We start from the raw sequence: 19,953 nt of genomic DNA on the forward strand, positions 1-19,953 counted from the left end.
AACTAGGCGCAACTAGGCGCTAGCAAACCAGACCCTGGCAGGTATCCACCTGTCGGGGTTTTTGGCGTCTTGGCGCCGCCTGACCTCACCTTTTGCACATCTTTGCACTGGGTGTAAAGTTTCTGGCCATGGGTTGGGAACACAAGCGGCGGGAAACGCGGCGGAGGATAGTGGAGAGTGCGGCGGGGCTCGTCGAAAAGCATGGCTTTGATGATGTGACCGTCGAGGACATCTGCGCCGATGCCGGCATTTCGCGGCGGACGTTTTTCAACTACATGAAGTCCAAGGATGAGGCCGTGCTGGGGCCAGCACCCCTGACGGTGTGTGAGGACGGGCTGCGCACAATCGCGGAGACGCAGGCAGATAACCTCGTCGACCTGGTCCTCAGCGCGAGCAGTGTGTCGCAAGGAGTGATCGCAGGGCAGGACGCTTTTGCGCGGCGCCGCAAGATCTTCGCTGAGAATCCGACGCTCGCCTCGCTCGCGATGGCGCGCAGGCGCACGATGCTCACCTCGATCGCGGAGGCTCTCCACGAACACTTCACGCGCTTCCCCACAGATCGGCGCAGCCCAGAGCTCCCTGTGGAAGCGGAGATCCAGGCGCTCATCGAGCTTGTCCAGGCTGCGGTGAGCATCACTGCCTTCCAGCCTGAATTCTTCGATCCGGACCTCGACCTGCGCGACAACGTCCGCAACGCCGCCATGTTCATCATTGACTACGCAAGGAAACTCGAATGGTAGACACACAAAAGCCGAACGTCGGGCTCGTGTTCAGTGCGCTGCTCCTCACCATGCTGATGAGCTCGCTCGGACAGATGATCTTCTCTTCTGCCTTGCCCACGATCGTGGGTGAGCTCGGCGGTGTCGAGCACATGAGCTGGGTGATCTCCGGATTCATGGTCACCATGACCATCGCGCTGCCGATCTACGGCAAGCTTGGCGACGGCCTTGGCCGCAAATGGTTCTACATCTCCGGCATCGCCTTCTTCATCGTGGGTTCAGCGCTGGGTGGCTTTGCCAACTCGATGACCATGCTCATCATCGGGCGCGCGGTGCAGGGTTTCGGCGCAGGCGGCATGATGATTAACTCGCAGGCGATCATCGCGGAGGTCGTCCCGGCGCGTCAGCGCGGCAAGTACATGGGTGTCATGGGTGCCGTTTTTGGTATTTCCTCGGTGCTGGGGCCAGTGCTCGGCGGCTGGTTCACGGATGGCCCTGGCTGGCGTTGGGGCCTGTGGATGAATATCCCGCTGGGGCTGCTCGCCATGACGGTGGCCACGTTGGTGCTCCACTTGTCTAAGGGCAACCGTGATGGGTTCCGCTTCGACTGGCTGGGCGCCGCGCTCCTGACGGTGGCCACGTCCACGCTTATTCTGGCGACGACGTGGGGTGGGCTGCAGTACCCGTGGACGTCGGCACGCATTCTGGGCTTGCTGGGTACCTCGGCCGTGGCGGCAGCGATCTTCGTGGCTGTGGAGCTCCGCGCCACGAACCCGCTCGTGCCCATGCATCTGTTCCGCAACCGCAACATGGTGCTCACCACCGCTGCCGGCGTCGTGCTCGGCGTAGCCATGGTCAGCGTGATGGCATACATGCCCACGTACCTGCAGATGGTGCACGCGCTGAGCCCCACGGAGGCTGGTTTCATGATGATCCCCATGGTCGGCGGCATGATCCTCACCTCCACCGGCTCCGGCGCGCTCATTGCGCGCCGCGGGAATTACAAGATATTCCCCATCATCGGCCTGTGCACCATCGCGGTCGGATGCTTCTTGCTCACGCGCTTGACGGTGGACACAGACCTCTGGACGCTTGGCGCCTACATCTTCGTCTACGGCTTCGGCCTGGGTCTGGTCATGCAGGTGCTCATTCTCATCGTGCAGAATTCGTTCCCGCTGTCCGTGGTGGGCACGGCGACGGCCGCGAATAACTTCTTCCGACAGATCGGCATGTCCGTGGGCGCCTCGGTGGTGGGCTCGATGTTCATTCACAACATGCAGAACAACATGGCAGAGCGCCTGCCCGCAGCCCTCGCCGCCATGGGACCCCAGGGCGCGGAATTCGCCGCCGCGTTCCAGGAGGGCGCGGCACAGTCCTTGACGCCAGGTGCGGTCAGTCAGCTGCCGGAGCAGCTTCGCGACGTCATCTCCAGCAGCTACAACGACGGCCTCACCCCGATCTTCCTCCTGCTCATCCCACTGGTTCTCGCAGCGGCAGCCATGTTGCTGCCCGTGCACGAGGACAAGCTGAAAGAAACGGTGGACTAGCTGTCTGTGCCGTCCGCCTCCGGCTTCTCCCCCGGCTTCGGCAGCAGCAGCTCATAGATATCGGTGTCACGCCAGGTGCCGGCCATTTCGCCGTACGTCATCTTGGCCATCTGGTGGTAAGTGCCCACTTTGACGAAGCCGCGGGAGATGTGCAGCCCCGCGGAGCCCTCATTCTCCGGGAAGATCCAGGAGTGGATGGACCACTTGTTCAGGCCCTTGCAGGTCTCAATAAGCTTGTCCAGCAGCGCGCCCGACACACCGCGGCCGCGGGCCTCTTCACGGGTGTAAATCGAGTCTTCGACCACGCCATGAAAAACGCTTCTCGACGACGCCTGCGCCGCCGCTACCCACCCCAACACGTAATCATCATTGTCTTTCTCCGTGGCAACGAAGACAGTCTCAATGATCTTGTTCGTGGAGAACTTCGCCCACGTTGGGCCCTCGGTTTCATAGGACGCGTGGCCTGTGCCCAAACCGGCCTCGTAGATCTCGCGGACTTGCGGGTAGTCTTCGGGCCGGATGGGGCGAATGGTGAAATCGCGTTCAGACATGGCGCCTATCGTACAACCAGAAAAGAGCCCAACCTGACATTGGCTAGTGTTCCTGGTCTTCGAGAAGGTCAGTGACCAATTCCGCGATCGCGGACCGCTCCGACCGCGTCAGAGTGATGTGGGCGAACAGATCCTCCCCCTTCAGCTTCTCGATGACCGCCTGCACCCCGTCATGCCGACCCACGCGCAAGTTGTCGCGCTGGGCAACATCGTGTGTGAGCACAACACGCGAACCTCGCCCCAGACGGGACAGCACCGTCAGGAGCACGTTGCGCTCGAGGGATTGGGCTTCGTCGACGATCACGAATGCGTCGTGAAGCGAGCGGCCCCTAATGTGCGTCAGCGGCAAGACTTCGAGCAGATCGCGCGCGGCGATTTCCTCCATGACGTTGTCAGACACGACGCCCTCAAGCGTGTCATAGACCGCCTGGGACCACGGGTTCATCTTCTCCATCTCATCGCCCGGCAGGTAGCCCAGGTTCTGCCCGCCAACAGCGTAGAGCGGGCGGAAGACGATGATGCGCTTGTGGTCCCCGCGCTCCAGGACGGACTCGAGGCCCGCGCACAGCGCCAGCGCCGATTTACCGGTGCCGGCGCGGCCGCCGATGGAGACGATGCCCACGGAAGCGTCGAGAAGCAGATCGAGCGCAACCCGCTGTTCCGCGGAGCGACCGGACAACCCGAAGGCGTCGATGTCCCCGCGCACGAGGCGCAGCCCGCCGCTCGGCGCAACACGTGCCAGCGCCGACTGCGTACCTGCCTGCACCCGCACGCCGCAGTGCACCGGCAGTTCCCCGGTATCCACAGCAACGAAGCCGGTGGCGTAGAGCTCGTCGATCTCTTCCCCGGAGACCTCCAACTCAGCCATGCCCGTGTAGCCCGTGAGCACCACATCCTGCGCGCGGTATTCCTGTGCGGGCAAGCCCACGGCACCGGCTTTAACGCGCAGCGGCACATCCTTGGTCACCAAAACGGTGTCCTTGCCCTCCTGCAGGAAGTTGTAAGCGCACGCGAGAATCCGGTTGTCATTCTCCGTGCCCCGCAGCGCCGCCGGAAGATTCTCCTGCGACTGGTGGTTCAACTCCACCCGCAGCGTGCCGCCGTCCACGTTGACCGGCATGGGCTGATCCAGCCGGTCATAATCAGCGCGCAGGTCCTCCAAAAAGCGAAGAGCTTGGCGGGCGTACCAGCCAAGCTCTGGGTGATGGCGTTTGTTCTCCAGCTCCGCGATGACCACGAGCGGCAACACAACGCTGTGCTCTGCGAATTTCCGCAGCGCCCACGGGTCGGACAACAGGACCGATGTGTCCACCACGTAGGTTCTCAACGCCGTCGGTGGCGTGAGTTGTTCAAAAGTATCTAGTTGCGTAACAGGAGGGTTCAACATGTAGCTCCCCTAGTGCGGTTGGCATGAGCCGTCACCGGTCTCCTCGGTGCCCGGCACCCGCCACACTAAGGGAGCAAGGTGGAAATTACATCGCTGTAAGATGAACTTCCGGTTACGAGCCCGTCAGCGCTTTAGCTCACGCGCTCCCCGAAGACACCGTTTTCCTCCAGCCACTCAATAGTGCCGTTTTGGAATTCCTGGATCCAGCCGTTCTTGCCATCACGCTCGGATTCAGCACCCGTCGGCAGGCCGATCTCATTGTCCAGGCCGCCATTTTCCTTCCACACGCGGGCAATCTCACCAACGAGTGCCACCGGGCCACCGTCGGCGGTGTAGATGATGTTCTTGCCACCGGCGTACTCAATAAGCGTGGTGCCATCTTGACGGGACTCCACCTTCACCGGCTCACCCCAGTCACCCAGGCCGAGCTCCTCCGTCGCGTTGGCAGCCTTCGCTGGGACGAGAACCTTCGTGCCGTCCTGGGTGGTCAGCTCGACGGTGCCGGTGTCTTCCTCAGCAACGTCCGTGGCCGTGCCCTCCGCAGCTGTCTCCGTGGCCTCTACCTTGCCTGCCTCCCCCTCATCATTGGAGCAGGCAGCAAGGCTAACAGCGAGCGCGAATGCCGTAGCGGAAGCAGCAATCTTACGGTTCATCATGGAAACATCCTTTCGTCTCATGCGTTTAAGCGCATGCTTCATTATGCAAAGAAGAGCTTATCGACGTCTCCCCCTCCTCCCCGCCTGCTTCCTCCCACGCTTCTGGGCGCTCTTGTTCTGTGCACCCTTCTGCACAGTCTTCTGCGCGCTCTTCTGCCCGCTCTTCTGCGCATTCCTCTTTGCTGTCTTCTTTGCGGGACGCAAAGAAGCACGCGATGAGTTCCGTGTCCGCCCCTTGGCCACTCCGACGAAGTCTTGGACGGCATCACTGTCAGCGTTGACCTTCCACACCAAGCCAATCTCCGTCGGTTCCATCCCCTCTGGCTGGGAGGTGAGTTCCACCACCGCTACCTGCTTCTTCGACAGGACCTTCAGCAACGGGGCGGGCGCATACGCAACGCCGACGTTGGCGGCGACGATTTGGAGGGCGGAGCGGAGGTCGTCGATAAGCGAATCTGGCTTGTACGTGAAGTTGATGATCTCCCCGGCGAACTCACGTGGCGCGAGCTTCTCCCCCATCTCCGCGAAGACCGAGTCTTTGGGCACGGCGACGCCCGGCGCCTCGCTGTAAAGGCTCACGCAGTGGTATGTCTCCCCCGGCTCCCCGACGCGGTCATCGAGGCGCATGAGCGCCAGGTCCGCCTCGCCCCCTTCGACGAGCGCAAACGGGTCATCCGATGGGAGTTCCTCCAGCCCGTGGTCCGTGGTTTCGCGGTAGCGCGCGAACCATTTCCCTGGCTCCGTACCGGTGACAAAAGCAATGCGCAGCATGCCTCGATGCTACCGTTTGGGCATGAGCGAAACTCCGTCAACCGCCCCGTCCAGCACCGCGATGAAGCCGGCGACCGCCGCGAAGAAACTGGGCATCTACCTGCCCGCCACCCCGCCCGAATTCCAGGAAGGCGGCATCACGCACACCGAGCTGCGCGAACTGCAGGACAATCCGCCGCAGTGGCTGACCGACCTGCGACTGAACGGCCCCCACCCGCGGCCAGAGGTGGCGCGCAAGCTGGGCATCTCCATCACCGCGTTGAAGAACAACGACATGGACAAGCCCCTCACCAGCGCTGAGATCAAGGAGCTACTGAGCAACCAGCCCGCATGGTTGTCAGAGGCGCGCCGCATTCACGCTGAATCGCGTGGCAGCGCGCCTGCTGACGATTAATCCCCCTGTGCTTTGACGGCTTTAACGCCGGCGCCTTAGCGCGGTGCCGGCACGCCTGGGATCAGGCCGGCGAACCATGCGCCGACTGCACCCAGGACAGCCAGCAGTGCCAAGGCGACACCGACACCAATCAAGGTTTTGAGATTCAATCCGGCCTTCTTCGTGAAGTCGTAGACCTTGCCTTCTGCCTTGTTCGGCTTGACCGGCTTGTCGCCCTCCTTGGCAAAGAGCGGCGCGAGGGTCACGGAGCTGAGTGTCTCACCCTTCTTGTAGTTCAGCAGCGAGTCCACACCACCCTGCTCCAGAACGACCTTGGTGCTGGTGTTGTTCTCCTGCCCTTCGGGCTGCAGCGGGCGAGACAGATCGAAGGAGGCCAGAACAGCCTGGGACACAGACTCGTCATGCTGCTCTTGATCAGGCAGCGCACCCTTCAGCTTGTAGTCGGCGATGATGTAGCCCTTCTTGCCTTCCACCTTGATCTTGAAGTTGGAATAAGCCACGTCCATACCCCAAGTACGACCCTTACCCAGCCCCTCGTGCCCGAGGAACTCGATCTTGCCAAAAAGAGCCAGCTCGCCATTGCCGTTTGCATCGATGTGGGACTTCTCCGGATCAATCGGGAAGTTGAAGTTTGTCGCCTTGCCGGCTTCCTCCTTGGCGCTCACACCTTCGGAGAGCGTGATCTTTCCCGCGGCGGAACTCTGGAGGTACCGAAGGAAGGAAGCCTTGATCGGCCAGGACACGGTGCCGGACTTCACGTCACCAGCCTTGAGCAGACCCTCCTGGGCCACGTCCTGGACAGGGGCCGCCGCGTTGGTCGGCGATTCCTGGGCGCCAGCGTGGGGGGCAACAAAGACGCCAGCGGTGACGGCAGCCGCGGTACCAGCTGCCAGCAGAGAACGGGTGAAAAATGCACGAGACATAGCAGTTCCAATCAATCGAAAGGTGTCCAACTTATTGCTGGCGGTGAGCCTATCACAAAGCCCAGTTCAGAACGCCATTTCACAAAACTAGACAGAGTGGTGTAGTTTGAACGAACCAAGCGGTTTAACCGCGTTCCGTTCACTTAAAGAAAGTTCATCATCATGTCATTCTTCTCGTCCCGAAAGTCCCGCGCTTCCCGCAAGCGCATCGCCGCGGGCGCCGCAGCACTTCTTGCGGCTGTCTCTCTTACTGCTTGCTCTGTAGACGCCGGTAGCAGCGACGGCGCTGCCGGTGCGGAGCCGTCGGCGGACTTCCGCAATGTGGCCGCGATTCAGGAGTCCGGCTCCGTGAAGATCGGCGTGTTCTCCGACAAGTCCCCGTTCGGCTACGTGGATGCCAACGGCGAGTACGCGGGCTACGACATCGAGTACGGCAACCGTCTAGGCCAGGACCTGGGCGTTGACGTCGAGTACGTGCCGGTAGAGGCCGCCTCCCGCGTGGAGTTCTTGGACACCAACAAGGTCGACATCATCCTGGCCAACTTCACGGTGACTCCGGAGCGTGCGGAGAAGGTGGATTACGCCAACCCGTACATGAAGGTGTCGCTGGGCGCGGTCACGCCGGACAATGCGCCGATCGATAGCGTTGAGGGGCTTGAGGGCAAGAACGTGATCGTCGTGAAGGGCACGACCGCGGAGGCGTACCTGGAGAAGAACCACCCAGAGATCAAGCTGACCAAGTTTGAGCAGTACACGGAAGCAACCAATGCGCTTCTCGACGGCCGTGGCGACGCCTGGGTCACCGACAACACCGAGGCCCTCGCCTGGGCAGCACAGACGGACGGCTTCTCCGCCACGATCCCGACGTTGGGTGAGACCGATACCATCGCGGGTGCCGTCGCTAAGGGCAACGACGACCTGCGCGAATGGCTGAACAATAACCTGGTCGAGCTGGGCAAGGAGAACTTCTTCCACAACGCCTACGAGAAGACCTTGAAGCCGGTCTACGGCGACGCAGTTTCCGCTGACGACTTGGTCGTTGAGGGCGGACAGCTCTAACTCATGGATCTTTCGGTTATTACCGAGAACATCCCGGTTTACGCTTCGGCGGCAGTCCTCACCGTGAGGGTTGCCGCCAAAGGCATTTTGCTCGCTTTTATCGTTGGCGCGCTGGTGGCCGGGGTGCGGTTTTTCAAGGTGCCCGTGCTCAGTCAGATCGCACGGGTGTACATCGAGTTGTCCCGCAACACTCCCCTGTTGGTGCAGTTGTTTTTCTTGTACTTCGGCCTGCCCAAGGTGGGCATCGTGCTGGAGAGTGAAACCTGCGCCGTGGTGGGCTTGGCCTTCCTGGGCGGCTCGTACATGGCAGAAGCGATCCGTGCGGGACTGGAGGGCGTTGCCCCGATTCAGTTGCAGTCCAGTTTGAGCCTGGGTATGTCGCGCACACAGGCGCTGCGTCACGTGGTTGCCCCACAGGCCACAGCGTTGGCCTTGCCGGCGATCACGGCGAACATCATCTTCCTGATTAAGGAGACCTCCGTGGTCAGCATCGTGGCGTTGCCGGATCTGGTGTACACCGCCAAGGAACAGATCGGGCAGACGTATGAAACGCGTGAGGCCCTGCTGCTTCTAGTCACGTTCTACCTGATCATCTTGCTGCCGGTGTCGCTCATCGCAGGACAGGTGGAGAAGAAGGTGCGTGCGAATGTTTTCTGATCTCCAGGTGCTCGCCGACGGCAACAATTTCCAACGCCTCCTTCTAGGCCTCGGCGTATCCATTCAGATCGCGCTCGCGTCAATGGGGTTGTCGATTGTGTTGGGGACGTTGTTGGGGGTGGTGATGACGTCGAAAAGCAAAATTGTGCGCGCCATCACCCAGACCTACCTGCAGTTTGTGCGCATTATGCCGCAGCTGGTGCTGCTGTTCCTTGTGTACTTCGACGCCACGCGCGCGTGGGGGCTGAACCTGGATGCGCGCGTCGCCGCGGTGATTGTGTTCACGCTGTGGGGCACGGCTGAACTGGGTGATCTGGTGCGCGGTGCCATCGAATCCGTTCCACAACACCAGTACCTCTCCGCGGCGGCGCTGGGCATTGAGGGCCGCGCGCTGTACCGCCACGTCGTGCTCCCGCAAGCCCTGCGGGGCTTGCTCCCCGCGACGATCAATCTGACCAACCGCATGATCATGACCACCTCTCTCATCGCGCTGATCGGCGTGGTGGAGGTGCTCAAGGTGGCCCAGCAAATCATTGACGCCAATCGTTTTGAATACCCGTCCGCCGCCCTGTGGATCTACGGCGTGGTATTCCTGCTGTATTTCCTCGTGTGTTTCCCAATCTCGCTCGCCGCGCGCAAGCTGGAAGAAAGGTGGAGCTAGATGTCACTTATCTCGCTCGAGCATGTTTCAAAGACCTACCCCAACGGGCACAAGGCGCTTGACGACGTCTCCGTGTCCGTCGCCGCCGGCGAAGTCCTGGCCATCATCGGCCCATCCGGCTGCGGAAAATCGACGCTGCTGCGCACGGTCAACGGGTTGGAGCCGGTCGATTCCGGCCAGATCCTGGTCAACGGCCGCGATGTTGCTTCTAAACAGACGAAGCTCAAAGATGTCCGCTCGGACGTGGGCATGGTGTTCCAGTCTTACGACCTGTTCCCGCACCTGACTGTGATGGACAACCTGCTGCTCGCGCCAAAGGTGGTGAAGGGCGCGGATCTCGCCGAGGCCCGCTCGCGCGCACTCGCGTTGCTCGAACGCGTGGGGCTCGCCGAGAAGGCCGACGCTCGCCCGCGCGAGCTGTCGGGTGGTCAGAAGCAGCGCGTGGCCATCGTGCGTGCGCTGATGATGCACCCGAAGGCATTGCTTCTCGACGAAATCACCGCCTCCCTCGACCCCGAAATCGTCCGCGAGGTCCTCGACGTTGTCGTCGGCCTCGCCCGGGACGGGATGACCATGATCGTGGTCACCCACGAGATGGGATTCGCCCGCGCTGTTGCGGACCGCGTCGCATTCATGGACGCGGGCCACATCGTAGAAATCGCGCCGCCCGAGGAGTTCTTCGCCGCACCGACATCAGAACGCGCGCAGCGTTTCCTCGACCAGCTGGTGTTCTAGGGGCGGTTTCCCCTAGAGCATCTTCCAGTCTTCGAGGCCTGGGTACAGCGGGTACTGCTCAGCCAGCTTGGTTACGCGGGCGCGCAGGGAATCAACATCAGCGTTCTTACCCTGTTCCAGAGCGGTACCAATGATGTCTGCGGTCTCCGTGAACGCAGCCTGGTCGAAGCCGCGGGTGGCCAGTGCGGAGGTACCAATGCGCAGGCCGGAGGTGACCATCGGCGGGCGCGGGTCATTCGGCACGGCGTTGCGGTTGACGGTGATGCCCACTGCGTGGAGGAGGTCTTCAGCCTGCTGGCCGTCGAGCTCAGAGTTACGCAGGTCCGCGAGCACGAGGTGCACGTCCGTACCACCGGTGAGCACGTCAACGCCCACTGCCTTGCAGTCGGCGGAGGTGAGGCGCTCAGCGAGGATGCGGGCACCTTCAAGGGTGCGCTCCTGACGGTCCTTGAACTCAGGGGTGCCGGCGATCTTCAGCGCGGTTGCCTTCGCAGCAACAGCGTGCATGAGCGGACCACCCTGCTGGCCAGGGAACACAGCAGAGTTCAGTGCCTTGCCGTAGTTCTCCTTCGCCAGGATCATGCCGGAGCGCGGACCACCAAGCGTCTTGTGGATGGTGGTGGACACCACGTCAGAGTGCGGCACCGGCGACGGGTGCAGGCCAGCAGCGACGAGGCCAGCGAAGTGAGCCATGTCGGTCCACAGGTAAGCCCCCACTTCGTCGGCAATAGCGCGGAACGCAGCGAAGTCGACGGTGCGCGGGTATGCGGACCAGCCGGCGATGATCACCTGCGGGCGGTGCTCCAGTGCCAGCTCACGGACCTTGTCCATGTCAATGAGCATGGTGTCCGGGTCAACCTCGTACGCCACGACGTTGTACAGACGACCGGAGAAGTTGATCTTCATGCCGTGGGTCAGGTGGCCACCGTGTGCCAGGGAGAGGCCCATGATGGTATCGCCCGGCTTGATCAGCGCGTGGAGCACGGCAGCGTTTGCCTGCGCACCGGAGTGCGGCTGGACGTTGGCGTACTCAGCACCGAAGAGCGCCTTGGCGCGGTCGCGGGCAATGTCCTCGATGACGTCAACGTTCTCGCAGCCACCGTAGTAACGGCGGCCCGGGTAGCCCTCTGCGTACTTGTTGGTCAGGACGGAGCCCTGTGCCTGCAGCACTGCGCGGGGAACAAAGTTCTCCGACGCGATCATTTCAAGCGTGTTGCGCTGGCGGGCCACCTCCCCAAGGATCTGCTCGTATACGTCGGGGTCGAGCTGGGAAAGCTCTTGGTAGCGGAGGTCATCCGTCATCGGCTGTACCTGTTCCTTTCGCATTGCACGGATTTCGTGCCACCATTGTGCCCCAAGGCACGCCGGGAGGTTGAAATCTCCTCCCCAATAGATTCTCTTCACCGCGCAGGTAGACCCGATCGGGTGGTCTGGGCGCAGCAGTGCAAGAATGGTCCCCATGTCGCGAGCAGCTGATCCCAGCCCCTACCTGGATTTCCCGCGTGATGCGTGGCGCGAGCGACGCGCCGCGATGCCACAGGTGCTTAGTGAGGCCGATTTGGAGGAACTCCGCGGTATCGGCGAGATCATTGACCTGCAAGAGGTCGCTGATATTTATCTGCCGCTGTCGCGTCTCATCCATTTGCAGATTCGCGCCCGCCAGAAATTGACGGCGGTGACAGAGATGTTCTTAGGCGAGAATCCGGGCCACGTGCCGTTTGTTATTGGGATCGCGGGCTCGGTCGCTGTGGGCAAGTCCACGACAGCGCGTGTGCTCCAGGTGCTTCTGCAGCGCTGGGATTCGCACCCGCGCGTGGATCTTGTGACCACGGACGGTTTCCTGTTGTCCTCGGATGAGCTGAAAAGCCGCAATTTGATGGGCCGGAAAGGTTTTCCGGAGTCCTACCATCGCCGCGATTTGTTGCGTTTTGTCACCGAGGTCAAAGCAGGCCGCCCCAATGTAAAGGCACCGGTCTACTCGCATGATGCGTATGACGTGGTGAAGGGCGAGTATCAAATCGTCGATCAGCCGGACATCCTCATTCTGGAGGGCCTCAACGTTTTGCAGACGGGCCCCACGCTGATGGTCAGTGACCTCTTTGATTTCTCCGTTTACGTGGATGCGCGCACCGAAGACATTGAGCGTTGGTACATCGAGCGCTTCATCAAACTCAAGAACACGGCGTTCCGCGAACCAGGCGCGCACTTTGCGCGTTTCGCGGAGCTCACGGATGAGGAGGCCGCGCTGGAGGCGCGCGCCATTTGGCAGACCATCAACCTGCCCAACCTGGTGGAGAACATTCTGCCCACGCGCGTGCGAGCATCGTTGGTGCTCACAAAATCCGCTGATCACTCAGTGCAGCGCGTGCGCATGCGCAAAATGTAGCTTTTTGCTTATCCGCGCCAGCTACTTCCCAAACCTCCTCGACCGCTGCGAGTAGTCCCGCAGAGCACGCAGGAAATCGATCTTGCGGAAGGCCGGCCAGTACGTGTCCGTGAACCAAATCTCGGAGTAGGCGGACTGCCACAGCAAAAACCCGGAGAGGCGCTGCTCCCCCGATGTGCGGATGACCAGGTCCGGGTCAGGCTGGCCGGATGTATAAAGGTGTTCGGAGAGGGATTCAACCGAGACCTCGTCGATGAGCGCCTCGAGCGACACCCCTTCTTCAGCTTTGGCGCGCATGAAATTTTGTACAGCATCGACGATTTCTTGGCGCCCACCGTAGCCGACGGCAATGTTGACCACGATGCCGTCTTTGTTCTCTGTGGCTGCGGCCGCTGACTGCATACGCGCGGAGACCTTATCCGGCAGCAGTTCGAGGTGGCCGACGAGGCGGATGCGGGCCTCAAAATCATCACTGGAGAGCTCATCCACAACGCCCGAAATGATGTCGTACAGCAGCTGTACTTCTTCTTCGGTGCGGGAGAGATTCTCCGTGGACAGGAGGTAAATGGTCACCACATCGACATTCATCTCCGCAGACCAGCGGATCAATTCCCCAATCTTCTTGGCACCAACACGGTGCCCGTGGGAGATGTCGGTGAACCCAGCTTCGCGCGCCCACCGTCGATTGCCATCGGCCATAACGGCGATGTGCTTGGGGCGCTTGACGTCCGCTAACTCATGCTTCAGACGCCGTTCATACAACGGGTAAAGGAGTCGGTCGAACACAGTCACGGCCCCCATTCTACTCCGACGCGCACCGGAGATTTAGAAGAAGCGTTGCTTCCGGCGGTCCAGCAAACCCTGTTCTGCCATGGCACGATCGATGGCCTCACGGTCAAACACATCCAGGCCGTTCGCCTCCGCGAAAGCGCGGCGACGGTTGAACCGCGTGTAGCGCCGGTAGAACGCCCATCCGACGGACAGCACCACGACTGCCAGGGAAACAACGATGAAAGCACCAATCGGCTCAGCCTTACCAAACTCGGGGCCGATCGGGGCGTCCTTGCTCACCTGCTGCGCGTAGTAGAACAGGTTGGTTGCAGTATCCAGGGTCATGTAAACCACTCTCTCACTTTTCCACGCCGGCGAACAGTTCAGTCTCCGGCAGAGACGTGCGCACGCGGGTTTGGGCTAGTTCAAATTCTTCTGTCGGCCACAGCTCGGCCTGGACCTCCGGTGGGGAGACCAGGAAGGGCCCGTCCGGAGCGATCTGCGTAGCGTGCGCGCGCAGGGCTTCGGTGCGGTGCGTGAAGAAATCACCGCATTCAACCTGCGTGGTCACGCGCTGCATGATGTCCGAGCTCTCCTCCTCAAACCTCTGCAGCATCGGCTCGTACGGGCTATCTTTGCCCTGGCCATAGAGGTGATCATGCAGCAGGCGCATGCGCTGCGGTACAAAACCGTGGGTGTAGTACAGCTTCTGCGGGCTCCACGGCTGGCCTGCCTCCGGCGCAAAGTCTGGGTTTCCGGCTTCCTCCCACGCGATCATGGAGACCTTGTGCACCATGATGTGGTCGGGGTGCGGGTAGCCGCCGTTTTCGTCGTAAGTAATGATCACGTGGGGTTTGAACTCGCGGATCACCGCCACCACGCGCTTGGCCACCTCATAGGGATCCTCCAGCGCGAAGCACCCCTCCGGCAACGGCGGCAGCGGGTCACCTTCGGGCAGGCCGGAATCGACATAGCCCAGCCACTCGTGTTCGACGCCCAGGATGCGCGCGGCCTCCGCCATTTCTTCTCGACGAATCTCCGTAATCCGGTCCATCACCCCCGGACGATCCATCTCCGGGTTAAGGATGTCCCCGCGCTCTCCCCCCGTACACGTCAGCACCTTCACACGGTTGCCTTCGTGGGCGTATCGAGCCATCGTCGCTGCGCCTTTCGACGCCTCATCATCCGGATGCGCATGGATGGCTAACAAGCGATAGCCGGTCACGTGGTACTCCACCTCTGTTTAAAAGCGATTAGGGGTTAATGTTGACTAGCAGACAATAGTAGTAAAGGAGCACGATGAGCACCGCATCGAACCCAACCCCCAGTGCGCCCACGCGCCCGTCCGCACGCTACGGCAACAAGCCCGCGTCCCAAGGGGGCGGCGTGGCCGGCAAGGTTGTGGCCATCGTCTCCGTCATCCTCGTTGGCCTCCTCGTGTTCATGCTTGGCCGTTACGTGATGCAGCGCCAGGAGCAGCCGATCGCAGCCACCTTGATTGCTCACGAGCAGGTGGATGAGACCACCTCCCGCGTCTGGTTCGATGTGGAGCGCAAGGAGGACGCTATGAAGGAGCCCTCCTACTGCATCATCACCTCTTTGAACTACGACATGGCGGAAATTGGCCGCCGCGACATCATCATTCCCGCTGGCGGTGAACGCATCCAGCGCATGCACGTGGACATCCCCGTCAATGAACCTCCGGTCAACGGCGGCGTCTACGGTTGCGCGGTCACCATGCCACCATTCCTTGACTCCACGGCGGACCATCCGGAGGCGCGGTGACGTGGAGCGGGGATCGCAGAAAAGCAATGGCCCTAGCTGTGCTAATATGCCCTAACGACTAAGCCGAGATAATTAACGGAAACGAGGGTTCAATCCATGGCTGAAACCCAGCAGCAGTACATCACCCCGGAAATGAAGGCCAAGCTTGAGGCCGAGCTGCAGCAGCTCATTGACAACCGTCCGGTCATCGCCGCCGAGATCAACGAGCGCCGCGAAGAGGGCGACCTCAAGGAGAACGCCGGCTACGACGCAGCCCGCGAGCAGCAGGACCAGGAAGAGGCCCGCATCAAGCAGATTTCCGAGCTGCTGGCCAACTCCACCACCGAGCGCGCCGGCGTCGTCGACGGTGTTGCACTCGTCGGTTCTGTTCTGCACGTGTACTACAACGGCGATGAGGACGATAAGGAAACCTTCCTCATCGGTACCCGCGCAGCCTCCATCGACAACGAGCACCTGGAGACCTACTCCGAGCAGTCCCCGCTTGGCGCTGCCGTGCTCGGCGCGAAGGAAGGCGAGACCCGCACCTACACGGCTCCGAACGGACGCGAGATTTCGGTCACCATTGTCTCCGCTAACCCGTATGATTCAGTTAAGGCCAAGACTCCGCGCGCTCAGTAAGCGCACGGTCATACGGAAAACGTGAATATCCCCACCCACTACCTGTCATTGAAGGATTTTTGACGTGACTACCAGCATTTCCCGCAAGGTTGCCATCACCGCTTTCGCCGCTGCTACCGCCCTCGGCCTGGCAGCATGCTCCCCGCCGAATGAGCAGCCCTCCGACCAGAAGGCGGACACCGCAACCAGCCAAAACCCTGACTCCCTGCCGGGCAGCGGCACGGCTTCCGCGACGACGTCCGCAACCACCACGGCGTCCACCACCGCAGCAACGGAGGTTGACGTAGCTACCGAGACCGAGATGGCTACCACCACCCTGCTGAACGAGGAGCCTGTCGAGGGCGAGACCCTCACTCCGCTGAACTAGCCTCCGTGTGCACGCAAGTGCACACCGTCTGCTTCAGCCCCCTGGGACCGCGTGGTCTCGGGGGTTTTCTCATGCCTGCGTCGGGTTTGGCAGGGGGTAGGCAGCAGAGACTTCGCCCAGGATTGGCGGTTTGCTGGAGCTGATCCGCTGCCGAGTCCTCGCCTCTTCTTGGTGCAAACCAAACCCCAATAAACGTTTTCAAATAAACCAGGTGGCGCATTCACCTTTTCGTATTACCGCCACCCGCGACTTGGTTTATTTGAATTCGTTTATTGCAGTTCATTCATTGCAGTTCATTCATCACGGTTTGCCGGGGTGACAGCGCAGGTGTGTTTTGCCGCCCCCGCCAGTCCGCCCAGCAGTGCACCCACACAAAAGAACCGGCCCGCCACGGTACGCGAGTACACGTGGCGGGCCGGGAAGCTCTCAAAAGCCCTACGGCCAGTCAGTTAGTCCCTGAAGTAGGACAGCAGGCGCAGGATCTCGGTGTAGAGCCACACCAGGGTCACGGCCAGGCCGAGGGCAACGCCCCACGCCATCTTGGCCGGTGCACCGGTGCGCACAAGCTTGTCTGCGGTATCAAAGTCGGTGAGGAAGCTCATAGCACCCAGGCCGATGCAGACGAGCGAGAAGATGATGGCAATCGGGCCACCATCACGCAGCGGGGACATACCGGTAAACATGAACAGCAGCAGGTTGCCCAGCGCCAGAACTGCAACACCGATGATGCAGCCGGTGATGATGCGGGTGAACTTCGGGGTGACGCGGATAGCACCGGTCTTGTACACGAAGAGCATGCCGGCGAACACGCCGATGGTGCCCAGCACTGCCTGGAAGATCAGGGAGCCAGCATCGGCACTGCCGACCATCCAGCCGGAGACCAGCATGGAGAAGCCACCAACAAACAAGCCTTCAAACGCGGCGTAGATCAGCGTGACAGCAGCGGAGCCGTACTTGCGGCCGAAGGCGTGCACCAGAACGGTGATCAGACCGCCGATAGCACCCACGAAGGTGAGCAGAATCGAGATAGACGGATCAATAGCCAGGCCGATGCCAAAGTTGACCAGCGCGAAAAGCACAATCACGGAGAGCGTGATACCCGTCTTGGTCACAATGTCATCGACGGTAATGGGGCGCTCAGCGTCCTGGGCCGCGAATGGCGCCGGGGCACCGTAGGGCTGCTGGCCATACGGGTTGTGCTCAGTTCCCATCGGCTGGCCGTAGCCGGTCTGCTGGTAGGAGGTGGGCAGTTGAGTCAAAACGGGGTTCGAGGACTTCACGCTTCGACGTTCCTTTCTATTGGTAACTCCATGTGCGTGATCACAATGTTGACATGATCACCAGTCATATAGTCCAACGAAGCACCGTCCGGATTCGTTCCCACTTGGGCAAACTTTTTCTTTCAAGGCGCTGACCGGCCTAAACTATGGGGCATGGATCTTCGTGGCGGGTTGTTCGGTAAAAACCGGCGCCGCACTGGTGGCGAGCATCTTCGGGAGCACCTCGCCGCTTACTGCGGTGCCCCGGTAGCGGTGCATGGGGAGCTCGATTTCACGGAGAAGGTCGCGGTGTTGGTCTACCACTGCCCAGCCCCTGTTCCCCATTTTCTTTATGTCACGCACGGGATCTCACGGACGAGTTCATCTCTTCCGGTGGCGGGCACGCAGACGGAGCTCACTGTGCGCGTGCCGGCCACCGCGGACCCCGGGACCCCACCCACGTGGCCCGCTGAGCGGCTGCGTGCGCTGGCGGCGCTGTCCCCGATTGAGCCGGGCCATTACGTGAACCTCCACGAGCCGATGTGCGAGGACGCGCAGCTCACGGGTTTCCTGTTCGCAGCGGATCCTCGGCTGCCCGTCATTGACGCGCCGACGGGCCATGTCGCATTCACTACCGCCGTGGGTGTCACGGCCGATGAGCTGGACGCGGCGTTGTCGTGGGATCCGGCGAAGTTCGTCGATAAGCTCTTGCACGTCGATCCGCTCGGCCGCACCGTCCCGCAACGCCAGAGCATGCTTCTCGACGAATCCTTCCACACCCACTTCACCACCCAACGCGCAACCGAAGGGTCCCGGATCAGCGCAGTGTCCTCGAGTTACTTCGACGTTGATCCGTCGGGGCGCATTGACATGACCACTCATGCCGCGGCGCATCTGTTGCGGGCTGCGCGCTGGCGTTTCAGCTACGGCCGTGATTTCGCGGTGATGAGCGATGACGCCTGGGCACGCTTCATTCCTGACCCCTCGGCAGCTCATTCAACGGTGGAATATCACCCAGCCGTCCCCGCCAACCGGCGCCGCCGTATCGTTGCGGAACCACCGCACCTCACCGTCACGCTCGCAGAAAAGGCGTGCCATGAAATCCTCGCGGTGCTCGATACTGCGCCCGGTGCCTACCGGCTGACAACAGCGCCGCTGGATTTTCACGTTATTGATCCGACGCGTTAACTATCATGCGGTCATGGGTACTCATGAAGATTTGGCCTTCGCCGGCGTAACCGCGATTGCTGCAAAGACTCGCTCCGGCGAGCTCACTGCGCGCGAGGTCACTGATTTCTTTCTTGACCGGATTGCCCGGTTCAATCCCGAGCTCAACGCATTTATCACCGTGCTTGCGGATGAAGCACGCGCAGACGCCGACGCACTCGATGTGAAGGCCCAACGCGGTGAGGAACGCGGCCCGCTGCACGGCGTTCCTATCGCCATCAAGGCTGAAAATGATGTTGCAGGGATTCCCACTACCTTCGGAGGCGCCGCATTCACCACCCCGGCGCGCGCTGATTCCGCGGTGGTGGCGCGCCTGCGTGCGGCGGGTGCTGTCATCGTGGGCACGACCGCGATGCCGGAATTTGGGATTTGGCCGTACACAGAATCAGTAGCTAACGGTGCGACCCGCAACCCGTGGAACACCGCGTACTCCCCCGCCGGATCTTCCGGCGGTACGGCCGCTGCGGTGGCCGCGGGCCTCGTCCCCCCTGCGATTGGTGGGGATGGTGGCGGTTCCATCCGTCTGCCCGCCGCCTGGTGTGGCCTGTTTGGGTTGAAGCCCCAGCGCGGGCGCGTGTCCGCCGCCCCGAACGCGAGCCTCTGGGGAGCGTTGGGCACGATTGGTCCGCTGACGCGGTACGTGGAGGACACGGCGCTGATTTTGGATTGTGTGGGTGGGGGTACGGAGGGCGTCGATAAGCATGTGGCGCAAGCTTTGCCCACGACCTTGATGGAGGCTTTACAGCATGCCCCGGGGCGGTTGCGGATTGGTGTGAGCACGGCCGCGCCGCTGGGCACCGTGTTGAAGAAGCCGGCGCGGCAAGCGGTGGAGACGACTGCTGAGACCCTCAAGGACGTGGGCCACGACGTGTTCGAGCACGATTTTTCCTATCCACCCGCGCTGGCCTTGTCCTTTGTCCCGCAGTTCTTGAATGGTTTCAGCGAGGAAGCGCACATGGCTGAGCATCCGGAGCTGCTTGAGCGACGTACCCGGCGCGGCGTGCGATTGGGCAAGGTGCTGGGTTTGACCTCCCCGAAGATGGTGCACAAGGCGGAGGCGAAAAGCGCGGAGATCGGTGAAAAGCTCATGCGTGAGGTGTTCTCCGACGTGGATCTTCTGCTGACGCCGAGTGTCCCCCACCCGGCGGTTCCCATTGGGCAGTTGGATGCGCATGGATTTTTGCCGGCCGCGCTGAAGGCGAGCGGGGTCGCATCCTTCACCTCGCCATGGAACGCGGTGGGTAACCCGGCGGCTACCGTGCCCGCTGGCTTCCACGAGGGCCTGCCGCTCAGCGCGCAGCTCGTGGGGCCATTCAACAGCGAGCCGCTGCTATGCCAAGTCGCACGCCAGCTGCAGGACGCGACCGATTGGCCTGCACTTGTGCCCCCACAGGGACTCGAACCCTGACTGAATCGATTTTAAGTCGACTGCCTCTGCCAATTGGGCTATAGGGGCGTATCGGTGAATGAGTGTACGGCA

At 61.6% G+C, this 19,953-nt stretch carries 23 protein-coding genes and 1 tRNA gene; 13 read left to right on the forward strand and 11 right to left on the reverse strand.

Features of this window, described 5'->3' with window-relative positions; genetic code table 11:
* Positions 1-128 precede the first annotated feature (128 nt).
* Positions 129-740, forward strand: coding sequence for a TetR/AcrR family transcriptional regulator (locus tag L8U60_RS04190; protein WP_269965123.1), 612 nt, complete (start codon positions 129-131; stop codon positions 738-740).
* Complete coding sequence (locus tag L8U60_RS04195; RefSeq protein WP_269965124.1) at positions 734-2,266, forward strand: MDR family MFS transporter; 1,533 nt, start codon at positions 734-736, stop codon at positions 2,264-2,266. The genes L8U60_RS04190 and L8U60_RS04195 overlap by 7 nt, the downstream gene beginning before the upstream one ends.
* On the opposite strand, the gene L8U60_RS04200 is transcribed toward L8U60_RS04195, so the two are convergent.
* The 4 genes from L8U60_RS04200 to L8U60_RS04215 form a co-directional block, all read right to left on the reverse strand.
* Positions 2,263-2,817, reverse strand: a complete 555-nt coding sequence (locus tag L8U60_RS04200) for a GNAT family N-acetyltransferase (protein ID WP_269965125.1) — start codon at positions 2,815-2,817, stop codon at positions 2,263-2,265. The two genes, L8U60_RS04195 and L8U60_RS04200, sit on opposite strands and share 4 nt — an antisense overlap.
* 43 nt (positions 2,818-2,860) lie before the next feature.
* Complete coding sequence (locus tag L8U60_RS04205; RefSeq protein WP_269965126.1) at positions 2,861-4,204, reverse strand: PhoH family protein; 1,344 nt, start codon at positions 4,202-4,204, stop codon at positions 2,861-2,863.
* A 131-nt stretch (positions 4,205-4,335) separates the two neighbouring features.
* The gene (locus tag L8U60_RS04210; protein WP_269965127.1) at positions 4,336-4,860 is read right to left on the reverse strand and encodes an LGFP repeat-containing protein; all 525 of its coding nucleotides are present in this window, start codon (positions 4,858-4,860) and stop codon (positions 4,336-4,338) included.
* A 57-nt stretch (positions 4,861-4,917) separates the two neighbouring features.
* A complete protein-coding gene (locus L8U60_RS04215; protein ID WP_269965128.1) occupies positions 4,918-5,631 on the reverse strand; it encodes a type 2 periplasmic-binding domain-containing protein in 714 nt (237 codons plus the stop codon).
* A 22-nt stretch (positions 5,632-5,653) separates the two neighbouring features.
* Between L8U60_RS04215 and L8U60_RS04220 the strand changes: the two genes are divergently transcribed.
* Entirely contained in the window at positions 5,654-6,025 is a 372-nt protein-coding gene (locus tag L8U60_RS04220; protein ID WP_269965129.1) for a DUF5997 family protein, read from the forward strand.
* 35 nt (positions 6,026-6,060) lie between these two features.
* On the opposite strand, the gene L8U60_RS04225 is transcribed toward L8U60_RS04220, so the two are convergent.
* Positions 6,061-6,948 carry an HtaA domain-containing protein gene (locus L8U60_RS04225; RefSeq protein ID WP_269965130.1) on the reverse strand — a complete coding sequence of 296 codons (888 nt, stop codon included), beginning with the start codon at positions 6,946-6,948 and terminating at the stop codon, positions 6,061-6,063.
* 162 nt (positions 6,949-7,110) lie between these two features.
* On the opposite strand from L8U60_RS04225, the gene L8U60_RS04230 reads away from it, so the two are divergent.
* From L8U60_RS04230 to L8U60_RS04245, 4 genes are read left to right on the forward strand one after another with little or no spacing between them, the layout of a single operon-like run.
* Positions 7,111-8,007 carry a cysteine ABC transporter substrate-binding protein gene (locus L8U60_RS04230; RefSeq protein ID WP_269965131.1) on the forward strand — a complete coding sequence of 299 codons (897 nt, stop codon included), beginning with the start codon at positions 7,111-7,113 and terminating at the stop codon, positions 8,005-8,007.
* A 3-nt stretch (positions 8,008-8,010) separates the two neighbouring features.
* Complete coding sequence (locus tag L8U60_RS04235) at positions 8,011-8,664, forward strand: amino acid ABC transporter permease (RefSeq protein ID WP_269965132.1); 654 nt, start codon at positions 8,011-8,013, stop codon at positions 8,662-8,664.
* Complete coding sequence (locus L8U60_RS04240; RefSeq protein ID WP_269965133.1) at positions 8,654-9,325, forward strand: amino acid ABC transporter permease; 672 nt, start codon at positions 8,654-8,656, stop codon at positions 9,323-9,325. Before L8U60_RS04235 ends, L8U60_RS04240 begins: the two co-directional genes overlap by 11 nt.
* Complete coding sequence (locus L8U60_RS04245; protein ID WP_269965134.1) at positions 9,326-10,060, forward strand: amino acid ABC transporter ATP-binding protein; 735 nt, start codon at positions 9,326-9,328, stop codon at positions 10,058-10,060.
* 12 nt (positions 10,061-10,072) lie between these two features.
* On the opposite strand, the gene glyA is transcribed toward L8U60_RS04245, so the two are convergent.
* Positions 10,073-11,362 (reverse strand): serine hydroxymethyltransferase, encoded by a 1,290-nt coding sequence (gene glyA, locus L8U60_RS04250; RefSeq protein ID WP_269965135.1) that lies wholly within the window; start codon positions 11,360-11,362, stop codon positions 10,073-10,075.
* 157 nt (positions 11,363-11,519) lie between these two features.
* Between glyA and coaA the strand changes: the two genes are divergently transcribed.
* On the forward strand, positions 11,520-12,446 hold the full coding sequence (gene coaA / locus L8U60_RS04255) for a type I pantothenate kinase (protein ID WP_269965136.1): 927 nt from the start codon (positions 11,520-11,522) through the stop codon (positions 12,444-12,446).
* Positions 12,447-12,467: 21 nt separating this feature from the next.
* Here the strand turns inward: coaA and L8U60_RS04260 are convergent, their stop codons facing one another.
* The 3 genes from L8U60_RS04260 to mca are packed head-to-tail and all read right to left on the reverse strand — an operon-like array spanning position 12,468 to position 14,442.
* Positions 12,468-13,247, reverse strand: coding sequence for an isoprenyl transferase (locus L8U60_RS04260; protein ID WP_269965137.1), 780 nt, complete (start codon positions 13,245-13,247; stop codon positions 12,468-12,470).
* A 24-nt stretch (positions 13,248-13,271) separates the two neighbouring features.
* Positions 13,272-13,562, reverse strand: a complete 291-nt coding sequence (locus tag L8U60_RS04265; RefSeq protein ID WP_269965138.1) for a hypothetical protein — start codon at positions 13,560-13,562, stop codon at positions 13,272-13,274.
* A 13-nt stretch (positions 13,563-13,575) separates the two neighbouring features.
* Entirely contained in the window at positions 13,576-14,442 is an 867-nt protein-coding gene (mca, locus tag L8U60_RS04270) for a mycothiol conjugate amidase Mca (protein ID WP_269965139.1), read from the reverse strand.
* A 74-nt stretch (positions 14,443-14,516) separates the two neighbouring features.
* On the opposite strand from mca, the gene L8U60_RS04275 reads away from it, so the two are divergent.
* From L8U60_RS04275 to L8U60_RS04285, 3 genes are all read left to right on the forward strand, one after another.
* Complete coding sequence (locus L8U60_RS04275; RefSeq protein WP_269965140.1) at positions 14,517-15,002, forward strand: DUF4307 domain-containing protein; 486 nt, start codon at positions 14,517-14,519, stop codon at positions 15,000-15,002.
* A gap of 96 nt (positions 15,003-15,098) precedes the next feature.
* Positions 15,099-15,620, forward strand: coding sequence for a transcription elongation factor GreA (gene greA / locus L8U60_RS04280; protein WP_269965141.1), 522 nt, complete (start codon positions 15,099-15,101; stop codon positions 15,618-15,620).
* A gap of 64 nt (positions 15,621-15,684) precedes the next feature.
* Positions 15,685-15,987: a hypothetical protein gene (locus L8U60_RS04285; protein ID WP_269965142.1), complete on the forward strand. Its 303-nt coding sequence runs from the start codon at positions 15,685-15,687 to the stop codon at positions 15,985-15,987.
* A gap of 449 nt (positions 15,988-16,436) precedes the next feature.
* On the opposite strand, the gene L8U60_RS04290 is transcribed toward L8U60_RS04285, so the two are convergent.
* The gene (locus tag L8U60_RS04290) at positions 16,437-17,267 is read right to left on the reverse strand and encodes a Bax inhibitor-1/YccA family protein (RefSeq protein ID WP_420840146.1); all 831 of its coding nucleotides are present in this window, start codon (positions 17,265-17,267) and stop codon (positions 16,437-16,439) included.
* 153 nt (positions 17,268-17,420) lie between these two features.
* On the opposite strand from L8U60_RS04290, the gene L8U60_RS04295 reads away from it, so the two are divergent.
* Together L8U60_RS04295 and L8U60_RS04300 are read left to right on the forward strand one after the other, a co-directional pair.
* The gene (locus L8U60_RS04295; protein WP_269965143.1) at positions 17,421-18,434 is read left to right on the forward strand and encodes a suppressor of fused domain protein; all 1,014 of its coding nucleotides are present in this window, start codon (positions 17,421-17,423) and stop codon (positions 18,432-18,434) included.
* 13 nt (positions 18,435-18,447) lie between these two features.
* Positions 18,448-19,881, forward strand: a complete 1,434-nt coding sequence (locus tag L8U60_RS04300) for an amidase (RefSeq protein WP_269965144.1) — start codon at positions 18,448-18,450, stop codon at positions 19,879-19,881.
* Here the strand turns inward: L8U60_RS04300 and L8U60_RS04305 are convergent.
* A tRNA-Leu gene (locus L8U60_RS04305) sits at positions 19,856-19,929 on the reverse strand. The two genes, L8U60_RS04300 and L8U60_RS04305, sit on opposite strands and share 26 nt — an antisense overlap.
* Positions 19,930-19,953: the final 24 nt, after the last annotated feature.

The sequence above is a fragment of the Corynebacterium meitnerae genome, from assembly GCF_027570075.1.
GTDB classification, from domain to species: Bacteria; Actinomycetota; Actinomycetes; order Mycobacteriales; family Mycobacteriaceae; genus Corynebacterium; species Corynebacterium meitnerae.